Source organism: Aurantimicrobium sp. MWH-Uga1 (genome assembly GCF_003325955.1).
Lineage (GTDB): Bacteria > Actinomycetota > Actinomycetes > Actinomycetales > Microbacteriaceae > Aurantimicrobium.
Map to the genome: position 1 here is coordinate 1,168,015 of NZ_CP030929.1, position 16,390 is coordinate 1,184,404.

General features: G+C 53.1%; 19 protein-coding genes and 1 tRNA gene. 4 read left to right on the forward strand and 16 right to left on the reverse strand.

What is annotated here, in order from left to right; all coding sequences use genetic code 11:
• Position 1: 1 nt before the first annotated feature.
• From smc to AURUGA1_RS05790, 7 genes are all read right to left on the reverse strand, one after another.
• Positions 2-3,547, reverse strand: a complete 3,546-nt coding sequence (smc, locus tag AURUGA1_RS05760) for a chromosome segregation protein SMC (RefSeq protein WP_114129266.1) — start codon at positions 3,545-3,547, stop codon at positions 2-4.
• An 82-nt stretch (positions 3,548-3,629) separates the two neighbouring features.
• Complete coding sequence (locus tag AURUGA1_RS05765) at positions 3,630-4,394, reverse strand: IclR family transcriptional regulator (protein ID WP_114129267.1); 765 nt, start codon at positions 4,392-4,394, stop codon at positions 3,630-3,632.
• A gap of 93 nt (positions 4,395-4,487) precedes the next feature.
• Positions 4,488-5,564, reverse strand: a complete 1,077-nt coding sequence (locus AURUGA1_RS05770) for an alanine racemase (protein ID WP_114129268.1) — start codon at positions 5,562-5,564, stop codon at positions 4,488-4,490.
• Between the two features lie 9 nt (positions 5,565-5,573).
• The gene (mutM, locus tag AURUGA1_RS05775; RefSeq protein WP_114129269.1) at positions 5,574-6,431 is read right to left on the reverse strand and encodes a bifunctional DNA-formamidopyrimidine glycosylase/DNA-(apurinic or apyrimidinic site) lyase; all 858 of its coding nucleotides are present in this window, start codon (positions 6,429-6,431) and stop codon (positions 5,574-5,576) included.
• A gap of 4 nt (positions 6,432-6,435) precedes the next feature.
• Positions 6,436-7,146, reverse strand: coding sequence for a ribonuclease III (rnc, locus tag AURUGA1_RS05780; protein ID WP_114129270.1), 711 nt, complete (start codon positions 7,144-7,146; stop codon positions 6,436-6,438).
• Positions 7,147-7,169: 23 nt separating this feature from the next.
• Positions 7,170-7,376, reverse strand: a complete 207-nt coding sequence (gene rpmF, locus AURUGA1_RS05785; protein WP_096380403.1) for a 50S ribosomal protein L32 — start codon at positions 7,374-7,376, stop codon at positions 7,170-7,172.
• 21 nt (positions 7,377-7,397) lie between these two features.
• Positions 7,398-7,952 carry a DUF177 domain-containing protein gene (locus AURUGA1_RS05790; RefSeq protein ID WP_240187353.1) on the reverse strand — a complete coding sequence of 185 codons (555 nt, stop codon included), beginning with the start codon at positions 7,950-7,952 and terminating at the stop codon, positions 7,398-7,400.
• Between the two features lie 102 nt (positions 7,953-8,054).
• Between AURUGA1_RS05790 and AURUGA1_RS05795 the strand changes: the two genes are divergently transcribed.
• The 4 genes from AURUGA1_RS05795 to AURUGA1_RS05810 all read left to right on the forward strand — a co-directional run bounded on the left by AURUGA1_RS05795 (position 8,055) and on the right by AURUGA1_RS05810 (position 10,506).
• A tRNA-Leu gene (locus tag AURUGA1_RS05795) sits at positions 8,055-8,136 on the forward strand.
• 40 nt (positions 8,137-8,176) lie between these two features.
• Positions 8,177-8,824 carry a DedA family protein gene (locus AURUGA1_RS05800; RefSeq protein WP_114129271.1) on the forward strand — a complete coding sequence of 216 codons (648 nt, stop codon included), beginning with the start codon at positions 8,177-8,179 and terminating at the stop codon, positions 8,822-8,824.
• Between the two features lie 42 nt (positions 8,825-8,866).
• Positions 8,867-9,649, forward strand: a complete 783-nt coding sequence (locus AURUGA1_RS05805) for a DedA family protein (RefSeq protein ID WP_114129272.1) — start codon at positions 8,867-8,869, stop codon at positions 9,647-9,649.
• A 2-nt stretch (positions 9,650-9,651) separates the two neighbouring features.
• A complete protein-coding gene (locus AURUGA1_RS05810) occupies positions 9,652-10,506 on the forward strand; it encodes a PhzF family phenazine biosynthesis protein (RefSeq protein ID WP_114129273.1) in 855 nt (284 codons plus the stop codon).
• On the opposite strand, the gene AURUGA1_RS05815 is transcribed toward AURUGA1_RS05810, so the two are convergent.
• From AURUGA1_RS05815 to AURUGA1_RS05855, 9 genes are all read right to left on the reverse strand, one after another.
• Positions 10,507-10,956 (reverse strand): pilus assembly protein TadG-related protein, encoded by a 450-nt coding sequence (locus AURUGA1_RS05815; protein WP_114129274.1) that lies wholly within the window; start codon positions 10,954-10,956, stop codon positions 10,507-10,509.
• Positions 10,956-11,417, reverse strand: a complete 462-nt coding sequence (locus AURUGA1_RS05820; RefSeq protein ID WP_162784069.1) for a hypothetical protein — start codon at positions 11,415-11,417, stop codon at positions 10,956-10,958. The genes AURUGA1_RS05815 and AURUGA1_RS05820 overlap by 1 nt, the downstream gene beginning before the upstream one ends.
• Entirely contained in the window at positions 11,392-11,793 is a 402-nt protein-coding gene (locus AURUGA1_RS05825) for a TadE/TadG family type IV pilus assembly protein (RefSeq protein ID WP_114129276.1), read from the reverse strand. The genes AURUGA1_RS05820 and AURUGA1_RS05825 overlap by 26 nt, the downstream gene beginning before the upstream one ends.
• A gap of 8 nt (positions 11,794-11,801) precedes the next feature.
• Entirely contained in the window at positions 11,802-11,990 is a 189-nt protein-coding gene (locus AURUGA1_RS05830) for a hypothetical protein (RefSeq protein ID WP_114129277.1), read from the reverse strand.
• A 27-nt stretch (positions 11,991-12,017) separates the two neighbouring features.
• Entirely contained in the window at positions 12,018-12,956 is a 939-nt protein-coding gene (locus tag AURUGA1_RS05835) for a type II secretion system F family protein (protein ID WP_114129278.1), read from the reverse strand.
• The gene (locus AURUGA1_RS05840) at positions 12,953-13,693 is read right to left on the reverse strand and encodes a type II secretion system F family protein (RefSeq protein ID WP_162784070.1); all 741 of its coding nucleotides are present in this window, start codon (positions 13,691-13,693) and stop codon (positions 12,953-12,955) included. Before AURUGA1_RS05840 ends, AURUGA1_RS05835 begins: the two co-directional genes overlap by 4 nt.
• 140 nt (positions 13,694-13,833) lie before the next feature.
• Positions 13,834-15,048: a CpaF family protein gene (locus AURUGA1_RS05845; RefSeq protein ID WP_114129280.1), complete on the reverse strand. Its 1,215-nt coding sequence runs from the start codon at positions 15,046-15,048 to the stop codon at positions 13,834-13,836.
• 162 nt (positions 15,049-15,210) lie between these two features.
• Positions 15,211-16,038, reverse strand: coding sequence for a YaaA family protein (locus AURUGA1_RS05850; RefSeq protein ID WP_114129281.1), 828 nt, complete (start codon positions 16,036-16,038; stop codon positions 15,211-15,213).
• A 77-nt stretch (positions 16,039-16,115) separates the two neighbouring features.
• On the reverse strand, positions 16,116-16,388 hold the full coding sequence (locus AURUGA1_RS05855) for a F0F1 ATP synthase subunit epsilon (RefSeq protein ID WP_114129282.1): 273 nt from the start codon (positions 16,386-16,388) through the stop codon (positions 16,116-16,118).
• Between the last annotated feature and the right edge of the window lie 2 nt (positions 16,389-16,390).

The window sequence follows — 16,390 nt, forward strand, 5'->3', positions numbered from 1 at the left end:
GTCAGGACGCTTGTGCGTTCTCCGGAGCTGACACACGCTGTCCCACTACGGCAGAGACACCGTCTTGGCGCATAGACACACCATAGAGCGCATCAGCAATTTCCATGGTGCGCTTTTGGTGTGTAATCACGATGAGCTGGCTAGAGTTGCGCAAATCTTCAAAAATAGCCAACAGTCGACCCAGGTTGGCATCGTCCAATGCTGCCTCGACCTCATCCATGATGTAGAACGGCGAGGGGCGTGCCTTAAAAATTGCAACCAGCAATGCCACAGCTGCCAGAGATCGTTCACCACCGGAGAGCAGACTCAAACGGTCAATCTTCTTACCCGCTGGTTTGACCATCACCTCAATACCGGTAGTTAACAGGTCATCTGGGTTGGTGAGGTTGATGCTTCCAGAACCTCCGGGGAAAAGGATGGGGAATACTTCAGCAAAAGCAGCCTGAGTGTCTTCAAACGCTGTTTGGAAAACCGTCTGCATCGTGTTGTCGACTTCTTCGATGATGGTCATCAAGTCTTTACGCGTGTTGGTCAGGTCTGTGAGCTGCTCAGTGAGGAAAGTGTGGCGCTGTTCGAGGGCGGCGAACTCTTCCAATGCCAGTGGGTTCACGCGGCCTAGCTGGCCAAGCTTGCGTTCAGCCTTTTCAAGACGAGATTGTTGCTCAGCGCGGACATAGGGCTTTGTTTCTGGTTCAGCATCTGCTGGAGCATCGGCATCAAGAGCAACCAGGATGGGAACTTCGGGTCCATATTCCGCGATAAGGACATCTTCGACCAGACCAAGTTCGTTTCCGGCGCGCTCAAGGAGTGCAGAGAGCTGCATTTTCTTTTCATAGATCTGCAGTTCGAGAACGTGCACGTTTTCGGTAATCGAGTGCAGGCGCTCACGTAACTGCGATTCTTCCTGACGCAAGGAAATGAGTTCCTGATTTTGGGCAGCACGGTCGGCTTCACGCTGCGCGAGAACAACGCGGGCTTCAGAAACTGAACGGTCAACTGAATCGAGAACAGCGGGAAGAGACTCGGCGACCCCTGCCGCTGCATCAATTTGGCGCTTGCGAATGACAGCACGACGTGCGGCTTCTTCAGCTGCGGCACGGTCTGCTTCGAGCTGCTGACGCAACCCTTCCACACGCAGTTCTTCCGCACGCACACGCTCACGTGCTGTTTCAAGTTCCAAACGGGCTTGAACTTCTTGTTCACGAACCTGCTCGAGTTCAGCAAAGAGCTCATCACGAGCAGAAACGTCCAATATAGGTCTGGGTCTGGACTCCACAGCATCCAGCTCGGTACTGGCACGGTGTGCATTGTGTTCTGCTTCCTCAACGGAGGCGGCAGCAAGCGCAAGTGAAGCGCTCAAACGTTCAGATTCAGCTGTTGCCGCTTCCACCTGCACGCGAGCACGGTTGAGTGCTTCGGAACGGGCGGCAAGTTGTGAATCGTATTCGCGCAGTGCAGCCAGTGCAGCTGTGGAGCGTTCCTTGGCTACCTGGGCCACACCACGTTGATCAGCGAGCTCAAGGCGAGCCTGATCAATCAAGCCAATGACCTCGTCAAGGCGCTGTTGAGCTGAATCACGCTCAGAAACCAATTCGATACGACTTTGCTTCGAGCCTGATCCCCCGCGCAATACGAAGCGGGTGAGAACTTCACCGGCTTGGGTAATGACGGTGATGTTGGAGTCAGCTGCGTCCAGACCCTTCTTCCATGCTTGTCGTGCTGTCTCAAGATCATCGGCAATGACAGTGGATGCCAAGAGTGCGAGTACACCAGCTGGGCCAGAAACGACCTTGCTAGCTGGAATAACTCCGGAAATCTCTGGAAGTTTTATGGGGGTTGTGCTCTGCTGTGCTGCAACGACAATTTCAACACGGCCGAGATCATCCCGGTCAACGTTCGCCAGTGCAGAAATTGCGGCATCCATGTCATCAGCGAGAACAGCATCCGAGAGTGAACCCAGCCCGGCAGCAATAGCCGCCTCGTAACCTGATTTCACCTGGATGTGTTCTGCAACTAATCCTTGAATGCCTGACAGCTTGGCTTTCACCAGAGCAGATGAACCATCTTTTTGATCCAGAGCCATGGAGAGGGCACCAGTGCGAGCTTGTAAGGCATCGCGTTCACGTTCCAGGGTGTGAAGTTCATCACGTAACCGGTCAATGGTGCTCTCTGCATCAACCACAGCAGCTTGAGCGGCTTCATAGGTTTCGTTGAGCCCTGTTTCTCCGGCCGTAGTATCAGCGGAATCTGCTTCCACCTGTGCAAGGTGTTGCTCAGCGGTGGCGCGACGTTCTGTAGCCGCATCGAGAGCATTTTGCTGACGCAACACTTCACCACGAACGGCGGCTAGAGCAGAATCTGCGGCTTCTTTCTTACCGCGCAAACTGGTTAGTTCCAGATCGTGCTGAGAGACCAGAGCTGACTGTGCTGAAATTTGCTCATCAATGGAGTCGAGCTTTTCGCGCGCGACAACAGTCGCCTGCTGGGATGCCTGCCATGCTGCTTCGGCAGCAGTGACGATGCCTCGCATAACCTCAACTTCAGACTCAGCGCCCTCAATCATGGCCTGGTTGACGCCAGAGCCCAAAGGTTGCTGATCAGTGTCTGCACCAAGGAGAGCTAAACGCTGGTTAGCCAAGTTATAGAGACCACGCAGACGTTCTTGAATGGATTCCAAAGCAAAGACGGTTTTGCGGGCGGACTCTACATCGTCTGCACTCTGGTCCGCTTCTAGACGTCGCACGCGCAGCATGGTGCGCTCAAGCTGTTCTTGCAGCACGATGCGTTCACTGTGACGCTCTGACTCGGTCTTGTTGTGTGCATCGAGTGTGGTGCGCAACTGAACAACATCGTCAGCCAGGATACGTGCTCGTGCATCACGAACTTCTGCCTGGATGCTTTGTGCTTCGCGGGCAATCTCTGCCTGGTGTCCTAGTGGCTTCAGTTGGCGGCGAACCTCAGTTGCGAGGTCAGTGAGGCGGGTGAGGTTTGCCTGCATTGCTTCAAGCTTGCGCACTGTTTTTTCTTTACGACGACGGTGCTTGAGGATTCCGGCAGCTTCCTCAATGAAGCCACGGCGATCTTCTGGGCTTGCCTGGAGCACGTTATCGAGTCGTCCTTGGCCGACGATGACGTGCATCTCACGACCGAGGCCTGAGTCCGAAAGGAGTTCTTGAACATCAAGCAGTCGGCAGTTTTCGCCGTTGATCGCATATTCACTCGAACCGTTGCGAAACAGGGTTCGGCTAATTGTTACTTCTGTGTATTCGATGGGCAGGGCACCATCGGAGTTGTCGATGGTGAGCAGAACCTCAGCGCGGCCTAGGGGGCCGCGTGTGGAGGTTCCCGCAAAGATAACGTCTTCCATCTTGCCGCCACGCAGCGTCTTTGCGCCCTGCTCACCCATGACCCAGGCGAGTGCGTCAACCACGTTGGATTTACCGGAACCATTCGGGCCAACGACACAGGTGACACCGGGTTCAAAGGCAAAAGTGGTCGGTTGGGCGAACGACTTAAAGCCTTTGAGCGTCAGGCTTTTTAGATACACGTCGTTTGGCTCCCACTATCAGCAGTGCACACGCACTAGCTAACAAATTTACTGGATATAAAAGCCAGAAAAAACCACAGGTTTAGTGGTCGTCTTCGAGTTCTTTCCGAATCGAATCAGAAGCCTGTTGCAGCACCTCTACTAAACGAGGAATATCCATGTGGGTCAGGTGGGCAACGATACCCAAAGCAGCGACGCACCGCCCACCGCGCAAGATGGGAACAGCAACGGAACCATTGCCTGCGGTGCTTTCTTGGCGCGCAATGGCATAACCACGGTTTTTGGTTTCAACCAGTTCTGCCTTGAGTTTGACCGGATCCACGATCGAGTAGGGAGTGGTGCGAGTCAGCGGCCTGCTGAGGTATTTTTCAATAGCTTCATTGCTTTGCCATGCCAATAACACTTTGCCCACACCGGTGGTGTGGAGTGGAAGGTGACCACCAGCACGCGAGGCGGTGTGCACTGAGCGTTCTCCACCAATACGGTCAACGTAGAGTGCCTGGCCTCGGTCAAGCACAGCCAATGTAATGTTTTCTCCCGTTTCTTCATAGAGACGAGCCAACGTGGGAAGTGCGCGATGACGCAGCTGATCACTCACCGGTGCAAGCTGGCCTATGGACCACACGCGTGTTCCAATGCGGTAGCGACGGTCTGATCCTCGAACGAGGAATCCACCGGCGACGAGTTCTGCCACCACGCGGTGTGTAGAGGACATCGGTAGAAGAGATTTTTCGGACAGTTCCGACAGTGTCAGCGCGCGACGACGCTCGTTGAAACACCCCAGAACAGCGATACCGCGACCAATAGAAGAGATTGGTGCACCGGCAGTTGTACGTGCTGGACTCATGAAATATCTGCCCTTTCAGGCTATGAAAAAGAAGGTTCCAATGACCGGAACTCTACTCCTCATTTATCTCGATATCAAGATATTTGAGAATATTTATGAATTTCTTCCCCGAGCAGCAACTTTCCACGTGTCCACAAGTTCACCGCGATCAAAGACATACACCTGATCAGCAAGATTCACGGTATTACAGACGTGGTTAGGAATCACGGAAAGAACATCGCCTCGAGTTGGCACCTGCCCCTTCGGAAATTCAATCGTGGCGTGATGTTCTGACAGCGCCACAATTCTGGCCTCTGGGTTACCCAGGACTCGCCCGTAACCTGTCGCATACCCTGCACGGTCAGCAGCTAAAGCTTTGCCACCGGCATCGACAATGACCCGATTTCCGCGAATGCTCACCACAGTGGCTCGAACAGTCAATGCAACGTGATCCCAGTCACAACTTCCCAGTTCAAGCTGTTGAGCGTCGTTGAATACATAAACTCCAGGCCTTTGTTCTGTGATGACGTGAACATCAGCCGATGCTAGAGAAGGAGTGGAGCCTCCACTGAGGATGAGGTTTTCACATAACCCCGCTGCCTCAAGATGTGATTTGGCTTGCTCCAGTGCACGAGCTTCGTCTTGAGCTGCGGGGCTTAGTGCCCCCGGCCCATAACTATGCCCAGGGAAAGTAAAGGCTCCAGAAATAGTGAGGCCCAGTTCGAGCAATCCAGAAACTAATTCAGTGACCCCCTCAGGAGCGATACCGCTGCGATGATGACCACAGTCAACTTCAATCATGAACTCGATGAGTGGCGCTCGTCCGCCAAGAAGTTCTTTCATTTGTTGGCCTGATTCGACCGAATCAATACCCATTCGGATGGTCGCACGATCCAAGAGTGAATCCAGTCGCTGGGCCTTTCTAGGAGTCAGCCACACGGGATAGGCAATAAACACATCCGTGAATCCTGCATCCACGAATATTTCAGCTTCGCCAATCGTTGCAACGGTGATACCTAAAACACCTGCAGCGTGTTGCATGCGAGCAATCTCAATAATTTTGTGTGTTTTCACATGGGGTCGAAGTGCGTATCCTCGCTGCCTCGCAGATTCGGCTGCTCGAGAAATATTCGCCTGAAGAATTTCTAGATCAACAGCTATGAAAGGTGTCTCAGGCATATCAAGGCTCATACCCAGAGCCTACTTTTTCTGACAGCGAGGACAGAAGTGAGAACCCCGATTCATGAAGGAAACTTTCTTGATGGGAGTACCACATCGAGGGCAGGGTTTCCCCTGCTGTCCGTAAGCATTCAAACTGTGTGCAAAGTAACCCGATTGGCCGTTGACGTTGACATACTGGGCGTCAAAACTGGTTCCTCCCTCCGCCAAGGCTTTATTTAGAACCTTTCGGACCTCGAGCAACAGTTCTTGTGCTTTAGCTTTACTCAACGCGTCGGCATTTCGTTCGCCGTGAATCTTCGCTGCCCACAACGACTCATCTGCGTAGATGTTCCCCACACCGCTGATGAGAGTCTGATCCAGCAATGCACGCTTAACCCCTGTGCTCTTCTTCCTCAGGCGAGAAATGAACAACTCGTCATCAAAGAAAGAGTCAAGTGGGTCTAAGGCAATGTGTGCCGCCTGAGCCGGAACTAGTCCGGAAGGTTGTTCCACGAGTTCATCTACGGCCATCGACCCAAAGATGCGCTGGTCAACAAAGTTGACTAGCAACTTTCCGTGCTCAGGATGTGTAATTCCATATTGAATACGCAAATGTCGATCAGGTTCTGCAGCTGGATCCCGGAGTAAAACTTGTCCGCTCATTCCGAGGTGCGTAACGAGCGCATCGCCAGAATCCAGAGGAAACCACATGAACTTTCCCCGACGCTCGGCAGAAAGAACAGTTGCCCCCTGCAACATACCCACGAAATCTCCACGCCGGGCATCGTGTCGTTTCAGAGATCGTGGGTCAACAACCTGAACAGAATCAATGCGAGCACCAACAAGTGCTGGTTCTAAACCAGCGCGCACAACCTCAACTTCGGGAAGTTCAGGCATGAATTCAGGAGGCGTTCTCGCTCAGAGTGGCCCATGCACTTAGTGCTGCCGCCATCTCCGCATGCTTCTTACTTGTTCCCGTTCCTGTCGCCTCGACCAGCGTGCCGACTACAACGGTTGCAGTGAAGACACGAGCGTGATCTGGGCCATCGGCCTCGACCGAGTACTGGGGAACATCGGAACCGAGCTTGGCAGCAATTTCTTGCAGACTGGTTTTGGGGTCCATAGCGGCACCAAAACGTTCTGGATTCTTCAGTAGTGGTTCAATCAACCTCAGAACAAGATCATTCGCAGCCTCGGGGCCTTCAGTGAGATAGGCGGCACCAAATAGTGCTTCAACGGTGTCTGCCAGGATGGAATCTTTGTTGCGTCCACCCGTGAGTTCTTCGCCGTTGCCTAAGCGAATGTAGTTGCCAAGATTAATGCTGCGAGCAACCTCTGCAAGTGCAATCGTAGAAACCAGTGATGCTCGTCTCTTCGCCAACTCCCCTTCAACTAAATCAGGGTGAGTGCGATACAGCATCACGGTAACGGCTTGCCCTAATACTGCATCACCGAGGAACTCTAAACGTTCGTTGTGGGCGATGCCCCCGTGCTCATACGCAAAAGAACGATGCGTCAAGGCAAGCTCATAGAGCTCCCCGTCAAGGGGTATGCCAAGAGAACTCGAGAGACCCGAGATATCGGTCAGATGACCAGAAGCAGGAGAGCTCATGCTCACTCGCCTAAAGTATGTGACTAAACGTCAGCTACCTTGCGGCCCTTGTACTCCATGAAGAGTGGGGTGCCAGCAGAGTCTTCAACAACCTTTGCGCGGTGAGGCAGGCTGTAGGTTACTTTGCCGGAAGCGTCAACGCTCTTGACGAGGGTGGCGGCTTCAGCCTTCCACTGTGAACGGCGCATGCGAGTGCTTGCTCGCGACATTTTCCGCTTGGGAACAGCCATGGCTATCTCTTCTCTTCTTACTTAATTCTGTGAACCGGTGCTTGTGCCACCGTTGTCTTCGGAAGCAGTCAACTGGCTAAGCGCAGCCCATCTCGGGTCAATCGTCTTAGTCAGCGTGGTATCCAGCGGTTCGGCCAAACGTTCACCAGTCTCAGGATCGAGACCAGCACAGTCTGGGCGACATACCGGCTGGAACGGAAGTGCGAGCACGACCGCTTCCCTGACTAGAGGTTCAAGATCCACGTGGTCGTCGTGAACCTCATAATCAAATGCTTCGTCTACAGAATACGCGAAAAGTTCCTGAAATTCGAGTTCGAGGTCTTCCTCGATGGGCTCCAGGCACCTTCCACACTCTCCAAATGCTGTTGTTTCTATCTCAGCCGTGACCAAAATGCCGTCACCAAGGGATTCCAAACGCAGGTCCAAGTGGATATTTTCACCGGCAGGGACGCTGATAATTCCTTCGCCCATTTTTTCGGGAGCCACAACGTCGAGCTCCCGCTCACGGTGCTCACCGGGGCGGTGCATGAGGTCATGGACCTCAATGGTGAATGGGGTTTTGACGAATTTGCTCACACAAAGATTCTACGCTGAGCACCGTTACAGCCTCGCCACCAAGCATTTCCATCTCGGTTCGCACAGTGTTTCAATCCCACATAAACTAAAGAGGTAACACTCGCGGGAGTGGTGAAATTGGTATACACGCCAGATTTAGGTTCTGGTGCCGAGAGGCGTGAGGGTTCAAGTCCCTTCTCCCGTACAAAAGCTCCACCCCTTACGCTGTGCAAGAAAGAGTATTCATGCTCCACGCTGCTGCTTTAGATAGCCAAATGAGTGACCTGCTCAGCCACGTCGGAGTGGTCATCTTTTACCTCGTTGTCTGGGGCCTCGTTTTTGCGGGAACTGGTCTCTTCGTGGGAGCATTTATCCCTTTCATTACTGGCGACTCTCTCCTTTTTGCAGCAGGGCTGATCACCGCAGCCAATGAGAATCTCAACATTTGGATTCTTGCTCTGGGTGTGGGAATTGCTGCGTTCATCGGGGATCAGGTGGGCTTTATCTTGGGCAGGCACCTGGGCCGCCCGTATCTGGATAAAAAGAGTGGTCCGCGCATGAAACGCATCATTGCCCGGGTCGAGAAGTTTTACTACGCCTACGGCTGGTGGTCAGTCGTCATTGCCCGATTTATTCCCTGGGCTCGCGTCTTTGTCCCCTGGGTTGCCGGCATTGGCAACATGAACTACTTCAAGTTTTTGACCAGTAATTTTGTGGGCGCTGTTGCCTGGGGTGTTGGACTCACTCTCGTTGGATACTTTGCGGCGAGCATTCCTGGGGTCAAGGCTGCCGCCTATGTGATTGCGGGATTCTTTATTCTTGCTTCCATCATTTTCAGCATTCGCACGTGGATTGCGGAGCGTCGTGACCGCCAACAGGATTCTGCGAATTAGCTGAGAGCTAGCCAAGAACACTACCTATAGTCTTAACGCATTATGCATACAGCGCTGATTCCCTTCTTGGATCCTGAAAATCTCATCGCCGGCTTCGGCGCCTATGCACTCTTAGGCGTTGCCTTCATCGTCTTTGCAGAGACTGGTTTGCTTGTTGGCTTTCTACTGCCCGGTGACACCCTCCTTTTCATGACTGGTGTTCTCGCCGTGAATGAATCGTTCTTCGGTGTGAATATCTTCTGGGTGTGTGCCGCAATTTCTTTTGCCGCATTCGTCGGTGGTGAAGTGGGCTACTTTATTGGCCATAAGTTTGGGCCGAGTATTTTCGAAAAGAAAGAAAGTGGCTTCTTCAGCACGAAAAACGTCGAGCGAACCAACGCATTTTTCACACGTTATGGCGGGCTAGCCGTGATCATGGCTCGCTTTGTTCCCGTGGTTCGCACCTTTGCCCCGGTGGCCGCTGGTGTCGGCAAAATGAACTACAAGAAATACACCCTCTACAACCTCATTGGCGCCATCATCTGGGGAACAGGTCTCACCTTTGCAGGTTGGCTAGTTGCCACTCTCATCCCACCTGTTGCTGTTTTCGTGACCAACTACATCGACGTTGTGCTCATTGGTGTAGTTGTCATTGTTCTCATTCCCAGCATCTATCACTACATCCAAGCCGTTGTGAAAGCCCGTCGCGCCAAGGCCGAAGAGGCTCACAAGCACAACCCTGTGACACACACCGTCTCACATGAAGAGGCAGAGAAGCTGGCCCTGAAGCCTGAAGTTTTCAACCAAAAGCATGACGGTCAGCACGAAGCAGACCCTACAAAGTAGTCATGACTGACACGTCAGTTCTTCGGCTTACTGCTTTCTCCGATGACCCCGAGGGTGGAAACCCGGCAGGTGTCGTTCTCGATGCAAGTGAGCTCTCTACAGAGCAGATGCAGAGCATCGCCGCAGATGTGGGATATTCCGAAACTGCGTTTCTGATCCCCCACACTGATGTGGAGAACAGCTACCAAATTCGTTACTTCACCCCCGCTGCAGAAGTTGCTTTTTGTGGACACGCGACCATCGCATCCGGTGTGGTTCTAGGCCGTGAATATGGTGACGGCGTCTACGAACTGAGTACCCAAGCTGGACCGGTTGAGGTTGATGTAACCGTTGCCGGAGAGAACGTGGTGGCAACGCTAACCTCTCCCCCCACCACGCTGGCTCCACTAGACCCAGACCTTGTCTATGACCTACTTGATGCCCTCGATTGGGATGAGACGGCTCTTGATTCTCGATTCACGCCTGCTGTGGGATTTAGTGGAAACCACCACCCCATCTTGGTACTCGACAGCCGTGAAACCCTTGCATCAATGGATTATGACTTTGATGTTTTAGCTCAGCTCATGAAAGAGCATGATTGGACAACCATCCAATTGGTTTACCCGGAGGAAGGTGACCCCCACGGCCGGCGTTGGCATTCACGCAATCCTGCTCCCTCTGTAGGAATCTATGAGGATCCTGCAACAGGATCTGCAGCAGCGGCCCTTGGCGCATACTTTCGCGAAACTGGTGTCTATGGCGTTGGTGACCACATCACCATTTTTCAAGGCGACGATATGGGGCGCCCCAGTTCCATCATGCTCACCATCGGTGGTTCACGCATGAAAATTTCGGGCACCGCCACCGATATTCTCTAGCTAGCCCAACACCGTTCGTGCTGTTGCGGTAACAGAAATGTTGATACCGTCAGGCATAAACATAGACACCACTGGCGGATGCCAGGTTTTACGCAGCGTCACTTCTGAGCTGACCCCATCGGGAGTTCGCGCAGAAACAAGCTGAACGCCCACGCTATCTGCCTTGGGAATGATGCTGAGATAGTTCTGCGCCTGAGCTTTGACTGCTGTATCCGTCAAGGAAACCCGAGCGACACCATCAACCAGTTGCACATCATCAAGGTTGAATGCTTCAGCAGAGATAAGTGCAGCACCATCCGCAACGGTGAATAGTCTCTTGCGCTCGATATATAGGCTCGTTGCTGCCATCGTTCCCACAATCACAGCTAAACCAATCAATCCGGCAAAGATAATCAAGATGAGGCTTGAACCTTCTTCTGAAGAAAGCGTTCTGTTTTCAATCCGTTGCATCAGCGCACTCCATGAAAACGTGAGACAACCTGGCTCGCTTGTGAGCTAATCGGCACGACGGCTGCCTGGTCCAAATTCAACACGGCAGGAACCATCGGCAGTGGGACATTCACCTTCACGCCAATGCTGACAAGCGAACCCGGAGTGAGACAGCCACCGTTTGTTTGCGTGCACGTGATTGTGACGTTGGCTTGTGAGGAATCTAGACCATAATCCGCAAGAGCAAAATCTATGGCTTGCTGCGCCCGAGCAACAGCAACATCAGGGTTGGGGGATTCCACATAAACCCTGGCTGCCTGTCTGGCAGCACCCTCAGTAGCAAGAGTTGCTCCCTGGACAGCAGAAACTGCGAGCACGAGATAGACCAAGGGGATCAGCAACAACATCCCCGCGGTGATGAACTCCAGTGAAGCTGAACCCTCCTCGCCGCGCAAACTAGTTATGTACTTCTTTCGCAGCATGACCACTCACCTCCAGCGATGTTGCCGGTCCCCAGAGCCCAATCATGGGCAAGGGTGCTTGCACTGTGATGACTGTTGCCGGAGCACCCAGCCAGTTTTCTTCATGCGTACTGACGTTGGTGGCATATTGCTCTCCAACGGCGGTGGTGATGAGATCTCGTGTGCGTTGCACACCCTCAGCAGGTGTCGAATCAATGAGTGCGCCCCATCGCGCTCCTTCCGAAGCAGCATCTTGCAACGTGTTTTTCACATGCAATACCAGGCCCAGCTGCAGCACGCCCAATGTCAGAAAGGTCAGCAAAATACCGACGAGGACGAACTCAACAACTGCCGAGCCACTGTCATCACTGGCAACCTGACGAAGACGTGCACTCATGATGAAACCTAGAAACTCACCACGCGAGAAATAGCTTGATCAAAAACGGTTCCTAGCGCAGGGGCAGCAATCGCCCAGATAGCAACAACCAGACCAGCCGTCATCAAAGTGATGAGAACCCAACCAGGAACATCGCCTTGCTCGTCGTGCAGACGAGCATTCACATTATGAGCAATGTTCTTGAGTACTTTTATCATTTCTTTCTTCTTTCTTTATTTGCCGGATTAGAAACCGGATTGGATAACGAGCAAACCAGGGAACACCGCAAAGATGATGGTCACCGGCAATATCAAAAACACCAGCGGAACGAGCATGGCAACCTCTTTCTGGCCAGCACTTTCGAGCAAACGTCGCTTGGCATCCTCACGTGCATCAACTGCATGGGCCTGCAGGACTGCCGACACCGGTGTTCCCCGGTTGAGAGCTCCCAAAATCTGTTCAATTCCGCGAGATAGTGCGGGAATACGCAGTTTTCGGCTCAGATTCTGAAGTGCGGTTGCCAAGGGAATACCCAATTGAACGTCCAAGACAACTACACGGAATTCATCCGTGACATCACCATGACCAATAGTGGCCATGCGTGAAAGAGCATCGGGTAAACCTTCACCGGCAGACAAACTCAAAGATAAAAATTCCCAGACTGCAGGGAGCTGTGCTTCGATGCGCTTCACACGAGATTTTGCTGCATAGCCAAGCAAATAGCGCACGCCAAAGAACCCCACCATCGCGCCCAGGATTGGGACGAGAACATAGGCAATAGCGACCGGTTGAACCCACAGTGCTACGCCTGCATCCAGTAGAAGGCCAGCAGCTGCACCCCACAGTCCCCACGTAATTTGACGGGCACGGAATTCGGAAACGCTCAGGAGTGAACCTGCCCGGGCAAGTTCACATTCGAGCCCATCAACCGGGCCAGCAAAGCGCTCGGTCAAGGTTTCGAGCGTGTGCCGTACGTTGCGCAGTCCAAAATCAAAGCGTGGAAACGGTGCAGCACTGTGCGCGGTGACGTCTGCATATGCCTGGGGAGAAATGTCTGCCACCAGGTGAGCTACTCGACGTTGCAGTGAGGGACTGCGGAAGCTGGGCAAAGTAGTGAGAATAATCCACGCGCCCAATCCTGCGATAGCGCCGAGGGCAATCCCCCACGCACCTAATGAACTCATGCCAACCACCGCTTTTCGTCCGGCAAATAACCCACAGCAGTCATGATTTTGTATGCCAACAAACTGACGGCTAAGCCGACAAGAATTACAACTACCCCGGCAGCCGAGTTATATGCCTGAGCAGCCTCAGGCCTGGTGGACAGGAGCAGCATCACAATCCATGGCGCCATCACGCCAATACGTGCAGCCAACCTAATCCATCCTTGTCGCGCCTCTACTTCCTGGCGCAAAGCAGATTCAGCTCGCAGGTGTGATCCAAGTGAGCCGAGCACTGTCGTGATCTCGGTGCCACCGAGTTCACGACCTAACCTCAACGTTTCGATAATGCGATCGCCGTTGGGATTGGCCCACCGTGCCTTTAGATCAAGGGCTGCGAGCTCGAAGTTGCCAGAAACCTTGTAGTCCTGGGCAAACAATGCTGCTGGAACGCTCACTGCCTTTGAAGAAAACCCTGCCAATGAGATGACAGCATCCGGAATGTTTGATCCGGAGCGAATGGCAGAAATCAGCGCATCCACAACATCGGGCCATTGATTTCGCAATATCCTTTTTGCACGTGCCCTCCTGCTGGCGGCAAACATCCACGGAAGAGATGCTGCCGTGAATGCAATCACCATGCTGAGGGCAGAAACACCAGTTACTGCCCAGGAGATTGCTCCTCCAATAACAGCTAAAACAGCTGCTAGCGCAACGATGACGGAAGGCTTCATCCCCAGCTGCAGAGCAGTCTCGTTCACAGAAATACTCAAGCGCGATGTGTGCGAACCGGATGTGAGGCGTTCTTTTCTCGGCCATAAAAGGCCTGAGATCATGAGAAAGATTCCGATGCCCGCTGTGGCTCCTAAGAATATTCCAAGAATTTCGTGTGATGAGAGTCTCATGCCGCATCCAACACAATTCGTGGGTTGAGATTAGTCAATTCGAACTTGTCGAGACGAGCAGGTGCATCTCCGGTTGCAACCAGGACATCCTCACGGAGTTCAAAAATTGTTGTCGTTTCAATCTCCCCGCCAACAATGCGCCCCGTTGGAGCGATGATTTCGCTCACGCGGCGACGCCCGAATCTATCCAGCTCACAGTGCACAACAACATCAATGCAGCTGGCGACAGTGGGAACAACAAAGCTGGCATCGATGTTACGACCAGCTAGCAACGGAAGCGTGCAGAGCTTTGTTAGTGCATCGTGTGCACTGTTGGCGTGAAGAGAACATGCACCAGGTAATCCACTATTGAGAGCAATGAGCAGGTCTAAACTCTCTGCTTCGCGCACCTCACCCACTACAAGACGATCAGGGCGCATACGCAGTGCTTCTTTGATTAACCGGCGCAGAGTTATCTCACCGGTGCCCTCCAGGCTTGCCTGACGACATTGCATGGCAACACAGTCACGAGCACCGAAGTTGAGCTCAAAGGTCTCCTCGACGGTAATGATGCGCTCGTTTTCGCGCGAGCTGCGCAGGAGGGCATTGAGCATTGTCGTCTTGCCTGCTTGGGTGGCTCCGCACACAAGAATGTTCTGCCGCGCAAGAACACTCATTCGCAAGAATTCCGCAGCTTGACGCGTAAGTGAACCACCCTCAACAAGGTCGCTCAGATGCCGGACACTATGAGAGAACTTTCGAATGTTCACTGCCCAATGCTGAGAAGTAATGTCTGGGATAGTCACGTGCAAACGGGAACCATCAGGAAGTGAGGCATCCACGAACGGAGACGACATGTCGACCCGACGCCCTGAGGTTTGCAACATTCGTTCAACGAGATCGCGAACCTGCACGTCCGTCATGCTCAAATCAGTGAGTTCAGCAACTCCATTTCGAGCGACGAACACCTGTGTAGGTGAGTTAATCCAGATCTCTTCAATAGATTCGTCATCAAGGAAGGGTTGCAATGGACCTAATCCGGCCAGTTCTGCCATGGCCAAGCTGTGGAGCTCAGCATCAGTGAGTGGCTCCCCTGAATTGTGGACTCCGTCGCGAACTATCTCGTTACGTAATAACTTTTCAAGATCGTTTGTAGAGGTCGCCCCGGCGGCAGCTGAGTCATGTGCCTTGGCACGAACTGCACCAACGATGCGGGAAATGGAATCGGACATTCAGATAGCATGCCCGTTTCAGTTATTCGCCTGCAGGAGTTATCCACATCTCTGCACTTGACAAGAACACGCTCTGTTTATTGGGGCGACTGAGCAGCCTTACCCAAACAACGGTGATGTATTTCAAAACTGGAATGGGGCAGGCAAATACCAACAGTTGAATCAACAGAGTTTCTGAACAACCCCAGAAACCACCAGGTTGAGCTCTGCAGGCCAGTCCTCGGTGGCAAGTTCACCCGGTTCCAGAATTAAATTCTTTGTTGCTGCCCAAGAAATGAGTTGCTCAACACTCTCGAGCGAAGACGTGACCGCGGCATCCTTCGCAAGGGCGCGAACAAACTCGCCCTTGCCCTTCTTGTTGAAGTGGTTCAGCGCACGCAACTGACCGTTTTCTCCTTTGGTTACCACGCGCAGATAAACAGTGTTCTTTGCAGGAGCAAGCGGGGTGAGAGCTGAATAGCCTTCAGAGCGCAAATCAAGAACCAATTGAGGCGTTTCCTGGAGCATTTTCGCTAAGGCCTTGGTGCCTGCCTCAGCCCACGCTTTCTTGAGGCTTCCAGCGGCTAAAGTGGGCAATTTGGAGTCAAAAGAGAGTCGATATGCAGGAATGAGATCAAGCGCTTTCACGGGCCCGAGGAGAGCTGACTGAATAAGGACATGTTCACCCAGGAAGTCACGAGCCTCTGCAGAAAGATTAATCGCTCCGAGCCCGTCATAGAGCACCCCGGTGTAACGATCAATAGCCGGCATGGTTGGTGAGGTCTTGACCGTTTTATTGCGGTCAACCTCGCCCATTTGCTTGGGACTGAGCTTGAGTACTTCTGCGCATTCCTTGGGCTTACGTGCCAAAGACACCGTGGCAGCGACCACACGCTTACGAATGGCGTTCAGCTCAGGGAAAGACAGAGCTGATTCAGCAAGGAGCTGCTCCAATGGAGCACCCTCTCCCCCGTCACGCTTCGTTTCTGAGGGCGGCAACAAAATCAACATGAGTGTCCCTTAAGTGCAAACACCCGCAGGAAGAGTGACTCTTCGACCGCGGGCATTAGCGTGTGTGAGGTTGAGCGTTAGCTAACCAATTCTGCGGCAGAGGCAACAACGGAAACGTTGTTATTTTCAACCGAAAGGAAACCACCCTCTGCGTTAGCGGTGATTTTCGAGCCATCTTCCGTGGTGACACGAACTTCACCGCCGGCAAGAATTGCCAGCATAGGTTCGTGACCGGGGAGAATACCGATCTCGCCTTCGCTGGTCTTGGCAACAACCATGCTGGCTGCGCCAGACCAGACTTCCTGGTCGGCAGCTACGACGCTGACCTGGAGGAGAGAAGAAGTAGCCATGA